General features: G+C 60.1%; 15 protein-coding genes. 2 read left to right on the top strand and 13 right to left on the bottom strand.

The window, feature by feature from the left end:
* Window positions 1–301: 301 nt before the first annotated feature.
* Together mobF and IG171_RS11090 are read right to left on the bottom strand one after the other, a co-directional pair.
* Window positions 302–4075 (bottom strand): MobF family relaxase, encoded by a 3774-nt coding sequence (gene mobF / locus IG171_RS11095; RefSeq protein ID WP_212127501.1) that lies wholly within the window; start codon window positions 4073–4075, stop codon window positions 302–304.
* A 160-nt stretch (window positions 4076–4235) separates the two neighbouring features.
* Window positions 4236–5039: a hypothetical protein gene (locus IG171_RS11090; protein WP_212127500.1), complete on the bottom strand. Its 804-nt coding sequence runs from the start codon at window positions 5037–5039 to the stop codon at window positions 4236–4238.
* A gap of 277 nt (window positions 5040–5316) precedes the next feature.
* Between IG171_RS11090 and IG171_RS11085 the strand changes: the two genes are divergently transcribed.
* A complete protein-coding gene (locus IG171_RS11085; RefSeq protein WP_212127499.1) occupies window positions 5317–5679 on the top strand; it encodes a hypothetical protein in 363 nt (120 codons plus the stop codon).
* Between the two features lie 59 nt (window positions 5680–5738).
* The gene (locus tag IG171_RS11080) at window positions 5739–5888 is read left to right on the top strand and encodes a hypothetical protein (protein WP_212127498.1); all 150 of its coding nucleotides are present in this window, start codon (window positions 5739–5741) and stop codon (window positions 5886–5888) included.
* 463 nt (window positions 5889–6351) lie between these two features.
* Here the strand turns inward: IG171_RS11080 and IG171_RS11075 are convergent, their stop codons facing one another.
* The 11 genes from IG171_RS11075 to IG171_RS11025 form a co-directional block, all read right to left on the bottom strand.
* Window positions 6352–7362 (bottom strand): nucleotidyl transferase AbiEii/AbiGii toxin family protein, encoded by a 1011-nt coding sequence (locus IG171_RS11075; protein ID WP_212127497.1) that lies wholly within the window; start codon window positions 7360–7362, stop codon window positions 6352–6354.
* Window positions 7359–8012 carry a type IV toxin-antitoxin system AbiEi family antitoxin domain-containing protein gene (locus IG171_RS11070; protein WP_212127496.1) on the bottom strand — a complete coding sequence of 218 codons (654 nt, stop codon included), beginning with the start codon at window positions 8010–8012 and terminating at the stop codon, window positions 7359–7361. The genes IG171_RS11075 and IG171_RS11070 overlap by 4 nt, the downstream gene beginning before the upstream one ends.
* Window positions 8013–8094: 82 nt before the next feature.
* Complete coding sequence (locus IG171_RS11065; protein ID WP_212127495.1) at window positions 8095–8952, bottom strand: hypothetical protein; 858 nt, start codon at window positions 8950–8952, stop codon at window positions 8095–8097.
* Window positions 8953–9100: 148 nt separating this feature from the next.
* Complete coding sequence (locus tag IG171_RS11060) at window positions 9101–10819, bottom strand: phage tail tip lysozyme (RefSeq protein ID WP_212127494.1); 1719 nt, start codon at window positions 10817–10819, stop codon at window positions 9101–9103.
* A gap of 64 nt (window positions 10820–10883) precedes the next feature.
* The gene (locus IG171_RS11055) at window positions 10884–12677 is read right to left on the bottom strand and encodes a hypothetical protein (protein ID WP_212127493.1); all 1794 of its coding nucleotides are present in this window, start codon (window positions 12675–12677) and stop codon (window positions 10884–10886) included.
* Window positions 12674–14455 (bottom strand): hypothetical protein, encoded by a 1782-nt coding sequence (locus IG171_RS11050; protein WP_212127492.1) that lies wholly within the window; start codon window positions 14453–14455, stop codon window positions 12674–12676. The genes IG171_RS11055 and IG171_RS11050 overlap by 4 nt, the downstream gene beginning before the upstream one ends.
* A 138-nt stretch (window positions 14456–14593) precedes the next feature.
* Entirely contained in the window at window positions 14594–15730 is a 1137-nt protein-coding gene (locus IG171_RS11045; RefSeq protein WP_212127491.1) for a YibE/F family protein, read from the bottom strand.
* Window positions 15727–16026 (bottom strand): glutaredoxin family protein, encoded by a 300-nt coding sequence (locus tag IG171_RS11040; RefSeq protein ID WP_212127490.1) that lies wholly within the window; start codon window positions 16024–16026, stop codon window positions 15727–15729. The genes IG171_RS11045 and IG171_RS11040 overlap by 4 nt, the downstream gene beginning before the upstream one ends.
* Before the next feature lie 45 nt (window positions 16027–16071).
* A complete protein-coding gene (locus tag IG171_RS11035; protein WP_212127489.1) occupies window positions 16072–16650 on the bottom strand; it encodes a hypothetical protein in 579 nt (192 codons plus the stop codon).
* A gap of 101 nt (window positions 16651–16751) precedes the next feature.
* Complete coding sequence (locus IG171_RS11030) at window positions 16752–17648, bottom strand: tyrosine-type recombinase/integrase (RefSeq protein WP_212127488.1); 897 nt, start codon at window positions 17646–17648, stop codon at window positions 16752–16754.
* A gap of 62 nt (window positions 17649–17710) precedes the next feature.
* Entirely contained in the window at window positions 17711–17932 is a 222-nt protein-coding gene (locus tag IG171_RS11025) for a hypothetical protein (protein ID WP_212127487.1), read from the bottom strand.
* Window positions 17933–17998: the final 66 nt, after the last annotated feature.

Raw genomic sequence — 17998 nt, 5'->3', positions numbered from 1 at the left:
ACGACTTGGTGCCTGCATGGTCTGGCCGCTGCTGAGCATGTGGCAGGAATCGCAAAGACCAATAGTCAGAGGAAAGCCGGTCAGTTACCGGTGAGGCGGAGCACGATGGTGGATTAGACGGTCCGCTCTATTGATGAAGGAGCGACGCACAGTCGCCGGGCGTCGGTGGGTGATGGCGAAACCGATGAAATTCGAGATTCAGGAAAACTCACAGGAGTTGAAACACGACGCCGCGAGGTCGCCGCGACGAGATCCTCCCCGACAGTGCGATGGCACGCGTCTGTCACATCTCCTATGAATGTTAGATCTCGGTTTCGGGACCTGAACGGTCGGGTGCCTGAACCTCGGGTTGGTGGTGTTCTGGACGATGCGGAGCCGTCTGAAGCCGCAAGTCGTCCAACGCTCCATAGTCCGCGCTTGGGACGTGGTTGTTCCAATCAATCGTTTCGATGTTTGAGCCGATTCGTGGCGGTTGGTGTGAGCGGTCGCTATGGTCAGAGTGGTCGTTCATCACTGCTTGCATTCGCTCCCAGTACGGACGGAGATAGTCTTGCTTGGGTGGTTCCGTACCCAGCGGAGTTTCGATCTCGGTCTGGTTCGAGACCCCGCGCCAGACGATGACGGCGTTGATCACGTCATCGCGGCGGGGATGATGGGCGTACTGCTCATTGAGCGTGGCGAACCACTCTGGCGGGTCCTTTGCGAGGACGGCTCGGCGAGCGGCAACTTGGTCGTCGAGATCGAACATGGCTTGGTCCCAGATGTGTCCCTGTTCTTCGGTGGCCACGCTCGTGGCCACGATCATGTCACCGGCTCCAGTGGCCGGTTGCTCGGAGGGCTTTTCGCAGCGGTCGATGATCGCCAGAGCGGAATCACCTGGAAGGACTTCACCGTGGAAGTTCTGCGCTGGGTCGACGCTGATGAGGCGTTGCCAGTTCTCATCGGAGCGGAGCCGTTCGCGGTGCTCGTTATCGGCGTTCACGTTGAGCCAGTCCTGGGTGCGTGCAACTTTTGCCGCCCAGTTGAGGTAGGTCAGCTCGTGGCAGATGCGTCCGACGTCGTTGGCCCACCCAAGTTCAGCGTCTCGGACTTCGTGTGCGGATTTCTCCGCGGTGGATCGAGCGACCACCGCCTTGATGTAGTAGCTGGGATCGTCGATGACTTCGCCGTTGTCATCGAGGGCACTGGCGGTGATGGTGGTGGACCAATCGTCCGGTGTGGGGTTCTCCGGATCGTCGATATCGACATAGGCGTGGTTGGCGCGTTTTCCTCTCGTCATGGCGACGTAGAACAGTTCACGAGATAGTTTCGGGGTTACGACTGCGTGGCCGGTATCGACGGTCACGCCCTGGGATCGGTGAGCGGTGGTGGCGTATCCGAGTTCGACTGAGGATGCGAGGTAGTCGGCGTCGAGGATGATCGTTGGTGCTGGACCGTCCTCGTCTGACTGGACGTGAGCTTCAACGCTTCCATCGGGCCGTATCGTGGCGATGGTCATGCGGGTGCCGTTGGCGACGAAGGCACCGTTGGAGTCGCGGATGCTGCGGTCGTTGCGGCGGGCAAGAAGGACGTCGCCGACACCGGCCTGGACCTCGGCGCGGAGGACGACTTGGTCGGTGATGTCGACGTCGCCGGACTCGACGAGGTCGGTGTGAGCTCGCTGGTTGAGTTCGGCCACGGTCTCGTTGTCTGAGGCGATGAGAATCGAGGACAATCCTGCGTCGCGATCGTTCTTCCACGCGGTGTAGGCGGTATCGGCTGCTTCTGCGTCGGGGTCGCCGTGGATGCGTCCTTTAGCGGCGTATTCGTCGACGACGGCCATGTCGTTGTCGATGTCACCGGAGCGCAGCTTGAGTGAGGCGGCTTTTTCCCATTCGTTCTTAAACCGCCAGATCGTGTTCAGTGTGGTGTGGTCGAGGTGGCGTTCGACGTGGCCGAGGAATCCGCCGGCGTCGACGGCTTCGAGTTGTGCCGGGTCGCCGACGATGAGGAGTTTCGCTCCTGCGGCCTCGGCCTGTCGGGATAGTTCGGCCATGTTGGTTGTCGAGACCATCGAGGCTTCGTCGATGATGATGAGTTGGTTGGCGTGGAACCGGTACTGGGCCTGGGTTGCGTAGTCCTGGGCGAGCTTTGCTTGAATGGCTTCGCGTTGTTTGATCAGCTTGGGGCGGTTTCGTGGGGTAGTGTCCGCCAGTTTCTCGTCGATGGCTTCCAGTCGTGTTTCATGGTTGACGACTCGCTCGGCTCTGCGGGCGGCGCCTTCGCCGACGGATTCAAACAGCCACTTGGCGACGTTATCGGTGTCGACGCCGATTTCATCGCCGAGGACACCGGCGGCCACCGCCGAGGGCGCGAGGCCGATGACGGACTGGTCGCCGTGGACGGAATGCCAGGTGTCGGTGATGGCTCCCATCGTGGTGGATTTGCCGGTTCCGGCTGGGCCGATGATGGCAGAAATTCCAGCATCGGACGACAGGACGTGTTTGGAGGCCTCCATCTGGTCGGGGCTGAGAGCGTGACCGTCGTCGGTGCGCCAGTTCTCGAGGACGGTCGCGTGGTCAGGGTGACCGGACAGGGTGGGTGCGCCGGTCGCGGTCACGCGAGAGATGAGATGCTCTTCATCGGTCATGACCTGTTCTGTGGTGTAGACACCGGAGTGGACCTGGTGGTCGAAGATTGACCGGTCACGGAGGTTGACCGTGTTGTCCGGTCCTTCGGGAGAGCGTGACCGGTCGGGTGTCAGTGACACTGCCTTGTCGAGGGTGGCGTTCACGATCTGGTCAACGAGTGCGTGCCGGTCATCGGCGGTAGGACAGCGGACAAGACGCAGGACACGTTCAGCGGAAGCGCGGACGTTGGCGCGAGAGAACGTGGTCCGACGTTGTGAGGCATCGGTCAGCGTCCATTGGCTGATCTGCTCAATGACGTCGGGTGTGACCATCTCGGCGGTCACCGACCGGACATGGTGACCGACCGCGTTGCGGACAACGGTGTCCGGGTCGAGACCGGCCATGTGCGTGCGTTGCCTCCACCAATGCATCTTCTCGGGCAGGGTGGTCCGCTCCACCGTCTCTTTGTCCGGGCGGTTCTCCAGGGTCGCCCGTTGTCGGATGATGAGGATTTCGCGAGCAGTGGGACGACGCCCATGCGTGTCGGTGTATTCGGCAATCAGTTCGTCGGTCCGGGCCTCAATACTGATTGACCGGCTGGAGAACTCCTCGATGAGCTCGTCGGGAATTCCGGCCAGCTCGACACGATGTGCCGGTTCATAACCACTACTGGTTTCCTCCTGGGTCGCTTCTTCGATGAGTTGCTGGACATCAAGGTCGATGTCCCCTCGCGACTCGGCAACGGTTCCGACGTCGGCGGCGAGCCGGTCGAAGATCAGCGAGTTGTACATCTCCGAGAGCGCCACGACGTGGCGGTGAAGCGTGTAGGAGTCGATGGTGACCCAGTGGCCGTCCGAGGCACGCTGGACACGGTTAGCGATCACCAGGTGGGTGTGCAGTTGCGGGTCACCGGCACGGGAGTCCCAGTGGTCGAATGCGGAGGCGATCACACCGTTGACAGCGACGTGGGCGACACCGCCGTGCCCGGCCCTGGATTGGACGATGTTGGCTTCGGCCCATGCCAGAATTTCTTCGAGAGCTTGGCGGTGTGCGGCGTGGAGTCGGCCTTGCAGTTCGGGACCGGCCAAAGCCCAGAGAGCAGACACGGACTTTGGGGGAGAGAACGTCAGGTCGAATCCAGCTACACCGTCACGTTCCTTCTTGGCTGGTCGACCGGCAGGCGTGACCGCACCCTCGGGAGCCGCCTGAGTCTTCATCAGTGGTCGCCCGATCGGCTTCTTGGTGATCGGGTCTTCCTGGAGTTCGTAGATTGACCGGGCGTGGGCCTCGGTCACTTCTTGTCCGACGTGGAGGCCGGACAGGCCGGTCAGGCCGGATCCGAGCCATGTTCCGGGGGGAGCTTTGGTCTCGGTGTAGTAGGCGGTCAGGTCATGCGATTGACCGTCGCCGGTCGCGGCGTGCTCGAGGTAGTAGTTGATGGACATCTTCGAGATGGACACGGTCATAGTCGGACTCCTTCGGTCAGAGGGGTGTGGCCGGTCACGAAAGGATGACCTGTCGGCGTCAAGCGGCGACCGGACAGGTGGACTCGGTCAGTGGTCATAGGGGTGGCCAGATGGTGGCCGGTCAACGGTCGGACACAGTCAATGGACAGGCGGTGGCCGGTCATTGACCGGCCTTGATTCGCCGGTCACGACCGGCCTTCCACGTGGCCCACATGCGGACAATCTCCCGGTCACCGGGGGACAGAGCAGCAGGCTTGGCTGACCGGGCGAGACGGTCAACCAGCGTGTCCCAAGCTTCGATGACCGGTCGAAACCGCTGCCGGTCACGAGCCATATCGCTGAGTTTCTGAGCTGCTTTGTTGTATTCGGTCACCAAGGACTCGAAGCGGTCACGCAGCTCGACGTATTGACCGGTCACTGCTTGCTGACGGTCGGCGACGGTGGCCAATCGGTTCTGCAGATCCAGGATCTGCTGCGCCGCGATCTCGAGGTCTGACCGGTCAATCGGGCCGGTCGTCGCCGCCTCCAAGTCGGCCTTGACCGCCGCGAGCCGATCACGGGTGGACACGAGGTTCTTAACTCTGGCGGTGATCGCCCGTTGAGCGTGTGCCTGCTGCTGTCGTTCCCGTTTCCGCGCTTTGGCTTCTTGGCGGCGGAGCTGGGTGCGTTCGGCCGCGATGGTCTTTCGAGCGTTGGCGAGCTGGGATTCCTTGCGGGAGATCTCTGCTCGGGCCTCGTCGAGCTGGTCCGACAGTCGCTGGGTCTCCGTCTTCTGTCTCGCGCGCCGGTGTTCGCGGTCGTTGGACCGCCGGCGGCACGTCGGCGAACAGAACTTACGGCGTGTGGTCGCTGTCGGCGGCAGGGGAGAGCCGCATTCGTTGCAGGGTCTTAGAGGTGTTTCCATACCTCGTCTACGCCAAGCGGCGGTCGGAGCGTTTGTCGTTGCGTCGGGGCGCAAACGCACGGTATGCACCTTGGTGCCAGAGGTGTGTAGCTTTTGAGTCCGGGTTTGCTCGTTGGAGAAGTGCCCTTCTCCGTGAGGCGGTGAAGCTTGGTATTACGTGTGGTCTGTTCTGATGTGTAGCAGGGTTCTCTTCGTCATTGATGGTGAGTTGGGGCTGGCGGAATCTGGTTAGGACGAGTGCAGTCTGCTGAAAGTGAAGGGGGTGTTCGCTCGGCAGCGAACACCCCCTGAATCGACGTGGGCGCGGCCAGCTCCCACAGAGAGCATAATAGAACGTATGAACGAATCTATTTCGCCAGAATGGATGGCTGAGTACCAGGACTACAAAACGCTGTGCGCCCGTACGTGCGGAGAGTACATCCGCTACTACCTCACCACCGGGCACGAGGGAGTAAAGTACACACACTCACAGCGCAGCGATGGTCGGGAGCTGCCCCACTATGCGTGTCGGCTCAGCGACCAATCAGGAAACGAACTTGTGCTGAAGACGGAAGACTGGCGGGACCGTTTCGACGAAGTCTCGGGCACGGTCAGGCAATGGATTCGTGACCACGTGAACCTCCGGGACTGCCGTCTCGAGCCGGGCCGATACAAGGGAGACCCCTACTGGAAACAGCAGATATTCCACGACAACGAGTAGAGAGCCGCGAATGGGCTTACTCAACCACCGCACCAACCAGGGTGCCGTAGCCTTTCAATATGGCAATGAACGATGACTCCTTTTCCAGTCCCTCCCTCAGAGAGTGGTTCGATGCACTGCCCAATAATGACTATTGGGGCAACTGCCGGGCCAGGGCGCAGGAAAGCATTGCAAAGGACAGAGCTGCACACGATGCCCAACGCACCTGAAGCATCACATCGGAACGACAAGAACCACTAAGGTGCACAACCGCAAGACACGCAGGACACCCCGACGCAGGCGCGCGAACGCTGGATCGAACCATGGAAAGCGGCGAAGCAGGAAGGGCAGCAGGATCTCATTTGCTCGGCCTCCCGCCACGCACACACTGTGGTGGGAGGCCTTCCTCAACCACGGCACCAACCAGGGTGCCGCAGTGGGTGGGAGCAATTAGTCGATGGAGGGTGTGACAGTCTGTGGGGAGGAAGAATCAAAGAGAACTGTGCGCCACCCGCCCTCACGCAGGGCACCCAATTCGGAGGCCACGAACCTCGGTCCGAAGTGCAGAACGCAACCACGCCGCCCAGTGCGGCAGGATTTCATGAATAAGGCCGGTCACCACGCGCTGACTGTGGTGACCGGCCTTTCTCGACCACGGCACCAACCAGGGTGCCGGAGCCGATGAGCGCAGTGTTAGTTCATGCCTGGGCCGTCGGATCCGGGAGGTTCTACCGAAGGTGCAATCATCATCGGATCAATGGGCGAAGCAGTTTTGCCGGCCTCAGGGGCCGTATCCCATCCGCGTTGTGGCATCCACTGGTGACACCGAGGGTGTGCAGGATCGAGGGCCGGGGCCAGTAGTGTGCCGGCGAGCTTTTCGGCTGTGTGAACGTCTTCGAATCCCTGGCAAGCTGGCACTGCCTTTGTCATCTGTGAGTATCGTGCACTCCACCCGTCGGGGACTTTGAACTGAGCGGGGATTGGTTCACGACGAGCAGCGAAGCGCGCTTCTATCGCCGCTCTCATCTTGTCAACATCTACTGATTGCGTGCGTGCGATGACGACGAGATCCACGAGGTCTTTAGTCCGGGTACTTGGTCGACCGTTGAAGCGAAGCATGGTGGCACTGGCCTTATCGGCGATCTGATCGGCCAGTGGGTAAAGACGGTAGGGGGCTGTCGGCAGTCCCCTTGATGGCATGACTCGGGAGGCTGGATCTATCACTTCTGTCCTGCCGATCAGCCCGTCCTCGACGACCAGGTCAACGGGAATCGTGTGGATGAGCTTCAATGTCTGAGCATCACGCATCTCGAATGTGATTCGTCGCCCTTTGACATCGGGTTGCACGTCATGTTCGACGATGGGACGGCTGTCGCGGTGGCGTATCACTGCGTGGTCGCCGATGTCGTTGGACGCAGCTTCGATCAGTGCTCGTTCGGCATCGTCGATGGACATGGCTGAGGTGGTGAGATCCACGTCTTTGGTGGTTCTAGTGTCGGGAACTCTGGCGAGCATGCCAGAACCACCTTTGAGCACCCAGCGGTTTCCCTGCGATTGATCGAACACGCGAGAGAGGAAGCGGTCAAAGTAGGCGCCGCGAATGAGGGTGTGAAAGTCTCGTCCTTGTTCTTCCGAGATTGTCCTCGCTGCGGCTTTGATGGCCTTGTCGGTGGCCGTCCAGGTCGAGTAACCGGAATCTGTCATGCGGCGACTCTATCGGCGTTTGGCGCGATGCAGTCGAGCAGCGCCGCCCCGTCGCCTCGGGAGAAGCCGTGGCGGTGGGCATGTCGCCCAAGAAGAGCCAGCAGTCGCTGAGGCCTCACAATCCTCCCCAGTCGACGGGCATCCCTGTAGGCATCACCAATCAGTGACAGATCTGCACCTTGGTCCGGTCCCGCCAGATCCGCCAGGGTGGCCTCGATAGTCAGCACAGGAATCGAGTCAACATAGTCGACATCAATCGGCTCGACTGTCCGTCTGCGAAGTCGCACGTCATCGATTCGGGTGAATCGACGAGCAGTAACGATGAAGTCAAAGCCGCGCGGCCAGAAGTCACCGATGTCGTGGAGCTCAGCGGCACTCTCTCCGCCTACGATGACAGGTGGTACACCGTCGCTTCCGTGACGGTCACCCTGGCTGACTGCGAGCCAGCGCCAGAATGTTGGATCGGAGAGCTGCCCAGGGGCTGCTTCGAAGCGGTAGATTCCATGGTCAACGCGTTCCAGGACTCCGGCGTCGGCCATGGACTTCAGCTGCGTGTTCGACACCCCTACGTCGTGGGCCTGCCGAGAGGTCACGAACCCGTTGTAGTCGTAGGCCACGGGACTGAGCGCGGCCACCACTTGATAACTCATGACATCAATAATACCAGCCAGAAGCATTAATGATGCCTCTGGCTGATGGAAGTATGCGGCGGTGGAGAGTGGTGTGGAGTTATCAGGTCAGGCTGGGGCCTGTGCTGTGTGCCTGTGGGTGGGGTGGTTGTGCGGAGAGTGCGCTGAGGTGTGCGTCGGAGGCGACGGGGTTGCCTGGGCCTTCTGGGTCAGTCGGGGCGTCCTCGAGTGGAGTGACGGGGCCGAAGAATCCATGCGGGGTCTCGGGGGTGAACTGTTCGACTGTAATAGTTGAGCCGAGCACAGTCTCTTCTTCGAGACGGAGGCCGGGTTCCTTACAGGGGGCAGCCTCGCCAGGGTCGAGGATCTCGATCTTGTGTTCCAGAGGCGTGTCAGTATCAGTTTCGTTGCAGTACTCTTGCGTCACTTCAGCGGCGTAGCCGCTCTTGACTGCGATCTGAGCAAGCTTTCGATGGGCGTCCCAGTCTCCGGTTTCGAGCTGGTGGCCGGCGGCGGCGAGCGTGGCACGGTTGTACATGGGTTCGGTATGCGCAGATGCGGCGCGGTCTGGGGCAGTGGTGGCATCGGTGGAGCGGCGGTCTTGGTTCATAGCTTCGGCCTTTTCTATGAGGGTGGCGTACCAGTTGCGAGTATCTTCATGAACATACGAGGTGTTGGAGAGGCTTGAGTCGTTGCCTTCTTGCGCGAGGTGGGCGATGAACATTGTCTCGTCACGGTTGAACAGGCGGCAGTCGAATCCGTCGTTTTCGTGTTCCTGCAGCTTGTGGGCGATACCAGAGTGCATTTCGCGGTAGTCGTCGAGCGACATGTGGCCGTCGGCGATGTGGTCGAGCATTCGAGGATTATTGTGTACTTGTGCTTCGAAGTCGTGGATCCCTCCGTCGACCAGGCGGCGCAGCGCCCAGGCTTCACTCCGTGAGAATGTGGTGAGATCGGTCATTGTTCTTCTCCTGCTCGCAGTGATGTGTTCTCTGTTTTCTCCCGCTAGGCAACTCCGTGTTGCTCAGCACACATCGGCCGCGGCCATCACAGCCACCAAGTTACAACGTGACATTGCAGGATGACTGCTGGTGTTCATGCGGACTTCCTCAGGCTTTGGATTCTTTATCCTTGCCATAGAACTCCCAGTGCCATGCTTCGCTGTTCTTTTGCCCCTCACGTGCCCAGGGCGGATGCTCCCAGCCGAACTTCTTGGCGTTCTTCTGCATCCATTTATGCTGCGGAGATCCGAACTTGTTGATGCCGCCCCCGTAGTCGACGGCCAACGCCCAACCATGGTTTGACTTACCAGGTACCGCGGCCCGGCCTGGTCCGTACCTCTTGTAAAGGATCTTCTGCTCCGCGAGGTCTCTGTAGGCGTCGGTGATGGCGATGTCAGTGTGGAACTCTTTCTTGTAGGCCTTGTTCATCGCGATGAGGGCTTCGGTGGCGTCCTTGCGCAGGAACTCTTTCTTGCTCTTGGGCGTCCACGGGATCTTCTTGAGCTTGTCGGTCGGGATCTCGCCGTTCTTGTGCCCACCCCATGGGCCAGGGTTGTGGCGACCGTCGTCGGGTACATCACCGCCACCACCACCTGAACCTCCACCACCGTCGGTCTCGCAGGTGGCGTTGTCGGCTTTGCCATCATCACCGTTGTCGCTACCACCGCCACCTTTTCCTCCCTTGCCGACGGCATCCTTGGGGTCGCCCTTGGCGTCGGCCTGAAACGAGACGTGTGGGTGGTCTTTGTGATTCTGAGTGTCGCCGCCGCGATCTGGCATCTTGCGCCACCCCTCATCGGCACGCTCGACGTTGTAGATCCGTTGGTACCAGATCACGTATTTAACGTTGAGCGCTTTGTGGTTGTCGATGGCGAACTTGGCAATGTCGTCACCGAGTGCCTTGCCGTCCTTGTTCAAAGGGACCATGAAGTCCACGGCGAGACCAGCAGGGTGGCCGTTCGGATCTCGAGACGTGCTGCCCGATCGGTATCCACCGACTCCGGTGATGCCGTCGTATTCGTCGTGGATGACCTCGGCGGCTTCCTGCACGTGAGGCTTCACCTTGCCGAGCGGAAGCTTCTTTTTCTGAACTGTGACCTCGCCACCGGCGATTGCCTCATCATCTCCCGTGGAAACACTGGCGGCCTGGGCTTTGTCGCCTGACTTCCAGTTTTTCATTTCGTCGAACCACTTCTCGGCCTGCTTGATCCGATTGGGCATGTTTGGAGCTCCGGCCCGTTCCCATTTGTCATGGAAGTGTTTCGTTGCAGCTGGGACTGAATCGAGTTCTCTCTTGATCATGTTTTCGAAGATCGCGACGTCGTCAGGGTTATCACCCTTGGGATCAGCCATGAAAGTCAACTGGACTTCGACCGTCGACCAATCCTTACTCTTCTTCTTGCCATAGGCCTTGAGCTTGCTGTTGCGATCACCTGTCCATTGCCCCAGACCGATCCCATCTGAAGACGATTCGGCCTTCTCGCGCTTCTTCGGGGTCATTTTGTAGGGAGAATCCGTGATGCCCTGCACACTAGTAGGATCGACTCCCGATTCCTGCGACCAGTTGCCGAGAATTCCCGCGATGTTAGTGTTCGACATTCCCTTGTCGGAGAGTACTTCGAAGACGGCTCTCGCGTGCGCTTTCTCAGTCGGATCAATGTCACCGATATCTCCGACATCGCCTCCACCATTGCCATCGTCGCTGACCGGTGTACAAGCCCCGCTTGCGGCCATGAGTCCGAAGAGTATCGGCACAATGACGACGAGCGCGAGGAAGCCTGCACCAAGGGTGGCAGCACCGGGAAGGAGCGACTTGAGAGAGAACATGGCGAGGGCCTTTCGGCAATGACCACCGACCCCAAAGCGCAGGGCCGGTGGTCATCATGGTTGATTACTGATTGTTCTTCTTGCGACGCAGCACAGCGAACAGCACGAATCCGCCGATCGTCACGGCGACGAGAGCGCCAAGGCTGAAACCGACAGCGGCACCATTGACTCCCTGAGTGGCGGGTTCTCCGGCCTTGGCCGAGCCGCCATCAGTGATGACAACTTCGTCGGTCTTATCGGGCGAAGGAGTGGACTTTTCAGTGGGCTCATCATCGGGAGCATCGTCGTCACCATCGACGAGGGTTGTCTCATCGCGTGGTGCTGGGCGCTGGTACTGATGTTCATCTCCCTGGCCGGACGGCAGTTCAGGAACGTCACCAGGAGTGTCCGGTGCGTTATCTTCAAGATTGGAATCATCGGCAATGTCCGGCTGGTCCTTGTCCTCGTCGCCTTTGCCCTTATCGTCACCACCGTCGTTACCTGCTTTGGGCTCATCGCTGTCACTGCCGTCAGCTCCGGCGTCGTCAGCACCTCCGTCGGCGGCAGGATCCGAGGTTCCTCCGTCGCTGTCACTATCGGCAGCCGGAGGCGGACCTTGAGCGTTTGCAGCCGCTTCCTTGCCCGAGGCATTGGCTTCGGCTTCTCGATCGCCCTCAGCCGCAATGGAGTCGTTGCTATCGCCGGTCTTGTCACCCTGATCGTCCGGGTCACTGTTGGCCCCAGCAGCTGAGCCGTTGTCGTCGGCAGCCGTCGCGCCCGCGTCGTCGGACCCGTCAGCACGGCTGGTGGCTTCAGAACTATCGGAATCAGCATCAGACGAAGCGTTGGAGTCGTCTCCATCGGCGTTCGCATTGCCGGAAGCGGTTTCGTCACCGTTGCTGTCTGCGATCGCGTCCTTGTCTCCGGGTGGGGTCGTTCCTCCGCCGTGGACGGTGAACCAGCCGACCACCCACTCGCCGTTGTTGTTTTTGACGAAGTACTTGATCGTGACGGATCCCTCGAACGGCTTATCAGGAGTGAAGGTCACTGATCCATCGGGCAGCGTCACGAATGTGCCGTAGCCGTCGACCTTGGCTACAGGTGAGCGTTTGCCAGTCTTGGGGTCGACGAGACCAATGGATGCCTGGTCGTAGTCTTCGGGAGGGATGGCAGGCTTAACGGTGACCGGGTCCGAGTTGTCCACGGGGTACTGGTGTTCTGAATCGGGCGGGGGAGTGGGCGCCTCTGGGTCGGGCTCTTCTCGATCACCGGGGTTCGTTGGGTCGTAGGAATCTTCCTCGGGAGGTTCCGGGGAATCAGGATCCTCGCTCGGCTCGTCTGTGGGTTCGTCGGACGGTTCATCGGTGGGTTCATCGGACGGCTCGTCAGTGGGCTCATCGACAGGAACCTCGTTGTCTAGCGGACCTTCTCGGTCGTCGTGGTCTTTGGGGGCCGTGGGCACTGTGGCGGGCAGCGAAGGTGCGTCATCTTCGGACGGTTCGTTTGGCTTCTTGGCAACAGGAGGTTCGGCTTTCGGCTGTTCAGAGGCAGGCGTCTCCGGTTTCGGCGCAGGTTGCGTGTCCACCGTCTTCGGTGCAGCCTCGTCCGTGGCCGGCTCGGGTTCCTTCGCAGGTTGGGTATCCACCTTTGCGGGAGTTTCAGGCTCCGGTGCCGTGGAGGGCTCGGCCGCGGGCTGCTGATCGGGCTGAGTCTCTGTTGTGGGTGCTTCGGACGCCGGGGACGAAGTCTCTGCGGGTTGCTCGGTGCTTGGCTCATCGGCATGGGCCAATGAAGTCGCCAGAGTCGTCCCGGATGTTGCAAGACCGACGGCCACGGCGGCCGCAAGGACTCGCCGCTTTGCGGGTGTTGGCTGTGTCATTTGGTTGAACCTTTCTCATTTGCAGTGACGACACCGTTGGAGCCGCGCACGAGTGCGATGCCTTCGCTGGTGTAGCCGATGACACGATCTGGATCGGTATAGGTGTGCTTGTTGAGGTAATAGGTACGGTCGGTGCCGGATTCGCTGATCGCTGCTGGTCCGAGGGCGGTCGTGAAGTCGCCCTCGGCGGATTGCGCGGCGACTGTTCCGTCGTCGAGATTGAAAGCGGTGTTGCCGATGATGGCCGTCTCGAGGCCACGTCCAACTTTCCAATCCATGCCGGACGGAGATGCCTCGGCTGCGCCGGAAACGGCACCGTCGTCGGTCAGTGAGTGGACGACGACATAGTTGGTGTCATCGACTGACCATTCAGCAACGGCCAGGCTGTGACCGGCAGTGATATGCCGAACGAACGTTGCGCCCTTGGTTGGTGCGGCCAAGGTGATCGTGGTGGCATCATCCTTGTTCTTCCCGAAGGGCACACTTACGAGCCGTGGTTTTCCGGACTCGACCTGGACGAGTGCGTGGTCGTCAATGGCCACAGGGAGGAACTGTGGATTGGAGGTGACCTTGACCGGATCTTTCTCTCCGACCAGGAGCGCCCGAATATCACCGTCTTTGGTCGTGATCATCGGCGTAGTTCCGGTGACATTGAGTTTCTGGTCTTTCCCGATCGGCCAGGTCTGAGTCGTGCCCTTGCCGGTGATGACAGTGACCTTCTTGTCGGTACGCGCTGCGACCGCGGGGGTGTCACCGGTGGTGAACTCGGATGTGTATTTGATCGGGCCGTCGAGCTTCGCCTTCCCGACCTCGTCTCCGCTGCGTGTGTTGGCCAGAACAAGCTCGCCGCTATCGGGAGTGACATAAGCGACTCCTGCCTTGAACCAACCAAGTGCTGAGGTCTTGTCTGCGGGCAGTTCCCAGAGCTGCTTGTCGTAGCCGTCGAGGAACTCCTCGTAGGCAGGTTGAGCCACGGGGGCTGGTGTGAACCAGGTGGGGGAGGACGCGGGTTCTGGTTGGCGCGCGGGCCCCATTTGCAAAAGGCCAAGGATGAGGAGGCCGACGAGGAGCACAGCCATGACAGTGATGATGACTGGAGCGCGTTTGGTCCAGGCCGGATCCGGCAGCCTGCGCTTTGTGTTGGTCTGCGGGCGTGATGTCGGCTTCTTCGCCGTAGCTGGCTTGATCGCGGACCACTTGGCCTTGGCACGGGAGACGAGTCGACCGATGCGCGTAGGGGTACGAGGCCTATTTGTCGGCTTGGGCGGCAGCTCGGAGACGGTGGAGAGCTCGACGGTGTCGTCGAAACTCTCAGGTTCGAGGACCAACGCACGAAAACCAGGGAGTGCGGAGGTCAGCTCGAAGGAGTCGACATTGCGGTTGGCCAAAGACTGAGCGGCGGCGACGACGGTTGCCAAGGAGGATTTCGCGGCGATGGAGCCCTCTCCTGGAGTGATGATCGAGAAGTTGTGGAACTCGATTTGATATGTCGTGGGGGCAGCGTCTCTCGAGTCGAGGAGTTCGAGATCGGTTGGCGTGACTCGCCACCGACCCGCTCGGAAGCAGACAGTGTCCCGTGCATGAACGGGAGCTAGTTCGATGATCGGTTGCCGATTGTGGTGGCGTCGCCGGATGATGGCCAGAGCGGCGTCGAGGGTGGGTTTGGACACGGAGACATTCGACCGGTCTTTGAGAGTGACCTCGGCGGTGACGATCAGGCCGTTCGGGGCTGTCTCACCGACTTCGATGCCAGGGGTCGTATCTGTGGTGTCGTGCATGCTTCTCCGCCTTGAGGGAAATCCTGGTTTCGGGAGTTGTTCCCCGAAAACTCGGGCGAATGTTTGTCACCGTCGTGGATCCGTTGCGCATGAAAACGGCCCCTCACCCGTGTGAGGAGCCGTCAAGGGGAAGGAAGGTTAATGCGTATGGAGTGGTGTCGGAACTGGTCGTGTTGGGATCCGAGAGAGAAGAAGCGCGAACACGGTGGTGGCTGGCATGGTAACGATGATGCCGATGATGCCAGCGAGCATTTGTGTGAGAGTCGTGGCGACCGTGTCTGTTTGGAGAAACGCTGACAGAGGTTGATTGTAGGTATGAGCGAGGACAAAGGCTGCGAGACCGGCTCCGACGACTGAAAAGCTGATCGTATAGATCGCTGAGGCGGAGTGGTCGCGACCGACGGCAAGAACGGTCGGTAGAGTCGTTCGCCAGTTCGGGGGTGTTCCTGCGGCGGTATGAGAGAAAACGGTCGAGGCTTGAGCTGCGGCAATATCGTTGAGAATTCCGACGAGCGCGATCAGCAGGGCCGCAAGGGATAGTGCCGAGAGGTCAATATCGAGGCTGGTGTAGGTCAGCGCGGATGCGGACTCGTCGGCTGGGCCTAGTTCGAGCCACGTCGCGAGTAGCGTGCCTGCGAGCATAGCGGTGGCGGCGCCACACATGGTCCCTCCCCAGGCGGCGAGGGTCTTCGTCGACAGTCCGTGGGTGAAGAACAGCACGCCGGTGAGGACGAGGACGATGCTGATGGCGGTGTAGAGCAGCGGGGATCCGCCTGCGGCAATTCCACCGATGAGGAAGGCCCAGATGAACAGGGCTGAAGCCAGAAGAGAGGCGATGGCTCGGATTCCTTTGCCCCCGACGACCAGGAGGACGAGTGCGATGATGATGATCGTGAAAATGGCGAGCTTCAAAGCGCGGTCGTGGGAGTGGAACGTGTAGACAGTTTCAGAGTCGCCGGATTCGGAAACGTACAGGATTGAGCGATCGCCGTTGTCCACGTGGGAGAGCCACGCGTCGCGGAAGAGCATAACGTCAACCTGCTGCCCTGTGTTCAGAGTCCCGGTGGCGTCTCCACATGGGGCCTCGTCGGTGACGTTCTCGCAGTCGGTGTAGGACACTTCAGACAGGACGGCGTTCGGGTAAGAGATCCCCGTGGTGTTGCTGGGGTTCGGCCACAGGGCAATGGTGAGAGGAATGAGGGCTACAGCAATGACCACGACAACCGCCGTGGCGAGGCGGGTGCCGTGGTCAATGCTGGCAAGGAGCGTCTTCATGCGCTCAGATCATGGGAGTGACTAGGCGGCTGGACTGTAGGTGACGGTGTTGCAGTTCTCTCGACCGCGATAGCCTGGGCAATCTTGTCGGGCCGAAGACCTGACCACGAATCGGTGGGAGTCTCCACGTAGGGTGCTTCGCGGTGGCCGGCGGCTTTAATCTCCTTGAGCTTGTCGAGGTTTTCGGGTGCAGAGAGGTCTTTGACGTTCGGCGGGAAGCCAGCTCCTTTAAAGAAGCTGATCGTGCTTTCACATTTGCCACATTGCGGGGCTGCCCACACGGTGATGTTGGACATGGGTTCCTCCTCGGTTGGGGTCGACATGGTGGTCACCTCGGGTTGTCATTCGGATTCGTTGGGGTTCCAGTCGTGGGGGTTCTCTGGTTCGGCTCTTTCGGAGGGCTCGCGTTTCGCTTCTTCTTCGGCTCCGTCGATGATGAGTTCGACGAACTCTTCTGACCCGTACTCGTTGTCCTTGCGAGTCTTGTAGCCGAGATTGTTCGTCCACCAGCCGCCCCATGTCAGGGAGTGCGCTGCTTCGAGCACAGTCGGGAACTGGTCGGCGTATTCGTTGTCGTTGGCGATCGTGTCGAGGACGGTGAAACGATCCTTTCGCGCCGATTCCACCAGCCCTGAGCTGAGCTGCTTGTCGGTGCCGGTCAGTTCCGGCAGGCCGTGTTCGGCCTCAAAGGCTTCGGTGTCGAGCATGAGCTGTTTCAGGAAAGCTTCGGTGTCGTTCTCTCGTTCGGCGTTGAAGCACTTCTTGCACACCATGCCGTCGTTGTTCTTCCCGGCCTTAGTTGCGAAGAAGTCAGATCTGGCAGCCTGTGCTCGCCTCGACGGTGGAACTTTCGAGAGATCGGTGCTGGCGGTATGGCCGCACTTGTACTTGACGGGGTAGTGGGTGGGAATCTTGCTCATCACGGTTCCTTTGTCTAGTTGTGAACTTGTGCACGAAGTTCGGGCACACGCGATGTTGGTGTTTGTCGCGGGATATGAGAGTGGTGTCGTTACGCTCGTGATTAGGAGATTGCTTGACGCTGGAGAGCTTGGATTCTGTCGCGGTGGCCAGTCGGCTCTGGTAAGTCGTCGACGAGCTTTCTCAGGCGGCTGCTTGAGGCCTTGGTGTAGATCTGTGTTGTGGCGACTGACGCGTGGCCAAGGAGGTCACGGAGACCCATGAGATCGGGGTTGAGCTCAAGAGCGTCAACGCCGAACTTGTGTCGCAGGGAGTGGGCGTTCCTCCCCGGTTGAAACCCGAGTAGATGCCGGATTCGTCGTCCGATTGATCGGGGCAGCATGTGTCCTGAGGGGTTCCGGTCGGAAGGGAAAAAGTAGCCCGCCGGGAACTGCGGCAACAGATCCTGCAGGAGCGGGTGGAGTGGGACGAGGCGTTGTTTGTTTCCCTTGCCGAGGACTCTTAGCTCCTTCGTTGGAAGCATGACATCGTCGGAGTGTGCGCGGGAGATTTCACCGGCTCTCATTCCTTGGAGTTCTCCGAAGAGGATCATAAGGACATCGATGGGGCGGGTCGCTCGTGAGAGTGCTCTCTGAATGTCATCGATGGGGCAGGGGTTGGGGATGCCGATGCTGTTACGCATGGTGGGGAGCTTACGTGCGGGATTCTTCTTGATCTTCCCGATGGTCTCGGCCCACTCGTAGAAGACACTGAGAGTGGAACGGGCCGAGCGTTTTGTCGAGATCGCGGGTCCTACGTCTTTGGAGAGCCACGCGTGGAAATCCTCGAGGGTGAGTTTGAGGACGGACTTGTGTTTGGTGGTGTCTTGAGTCCAGACCATCAAGCGCTGGAGGTAGTACCCCCGCAGTTCGACCGTGTAAGGCGAACGATAGTTGGACAAGGACGACGTGAATGAGTCGTGGAGTGCCTGGTGGGGCTTTGATAGATCGCGGACGGACATTGAATCTCACTTTCTATTAGGGGAAGTGAGATTGTTTTTAGCATGGCTTGACTGCTGTCTGATTACCGGGATCGTGCCGACAGGGCACCAAAGACGAAGAATCCGATCGTGCCTCCGATCGCTGCGAGCCAGAGCGGGCCGGAAGGTTCGACCAGGAAGATCTGAAGGAAAGAGGCGACGGCTAGTGCAGCGCAGGCGAAGAACGCAAGCCTGAGCGCGACTCCGAGAATTGCGACAAGCAGAAATCCGGCCAGTACTAGCGCAACGATGACTCCGATGTCCATGTTCGCTTCTCCTTGACTTGAGTGCTGATGTTGGACGGACTACGTTACTACTCGGGACTGACACGG

This window comes from Brevibacterium sp. SMBL_HHYL_HB1 (genome assembly GCF_018208375.1).
In the GTDB taxonomy this organism is placed as follows: domain Bacteria; phylum Actinomycetota; class Actinomycetes; order Actinomycetales; family Brevibacteriaceae; genus Brevibacterium; species Brevibacterium intestinavium.
This window is presented reverse-complemented; position numbering and strand designations above follow the sequence as displayed.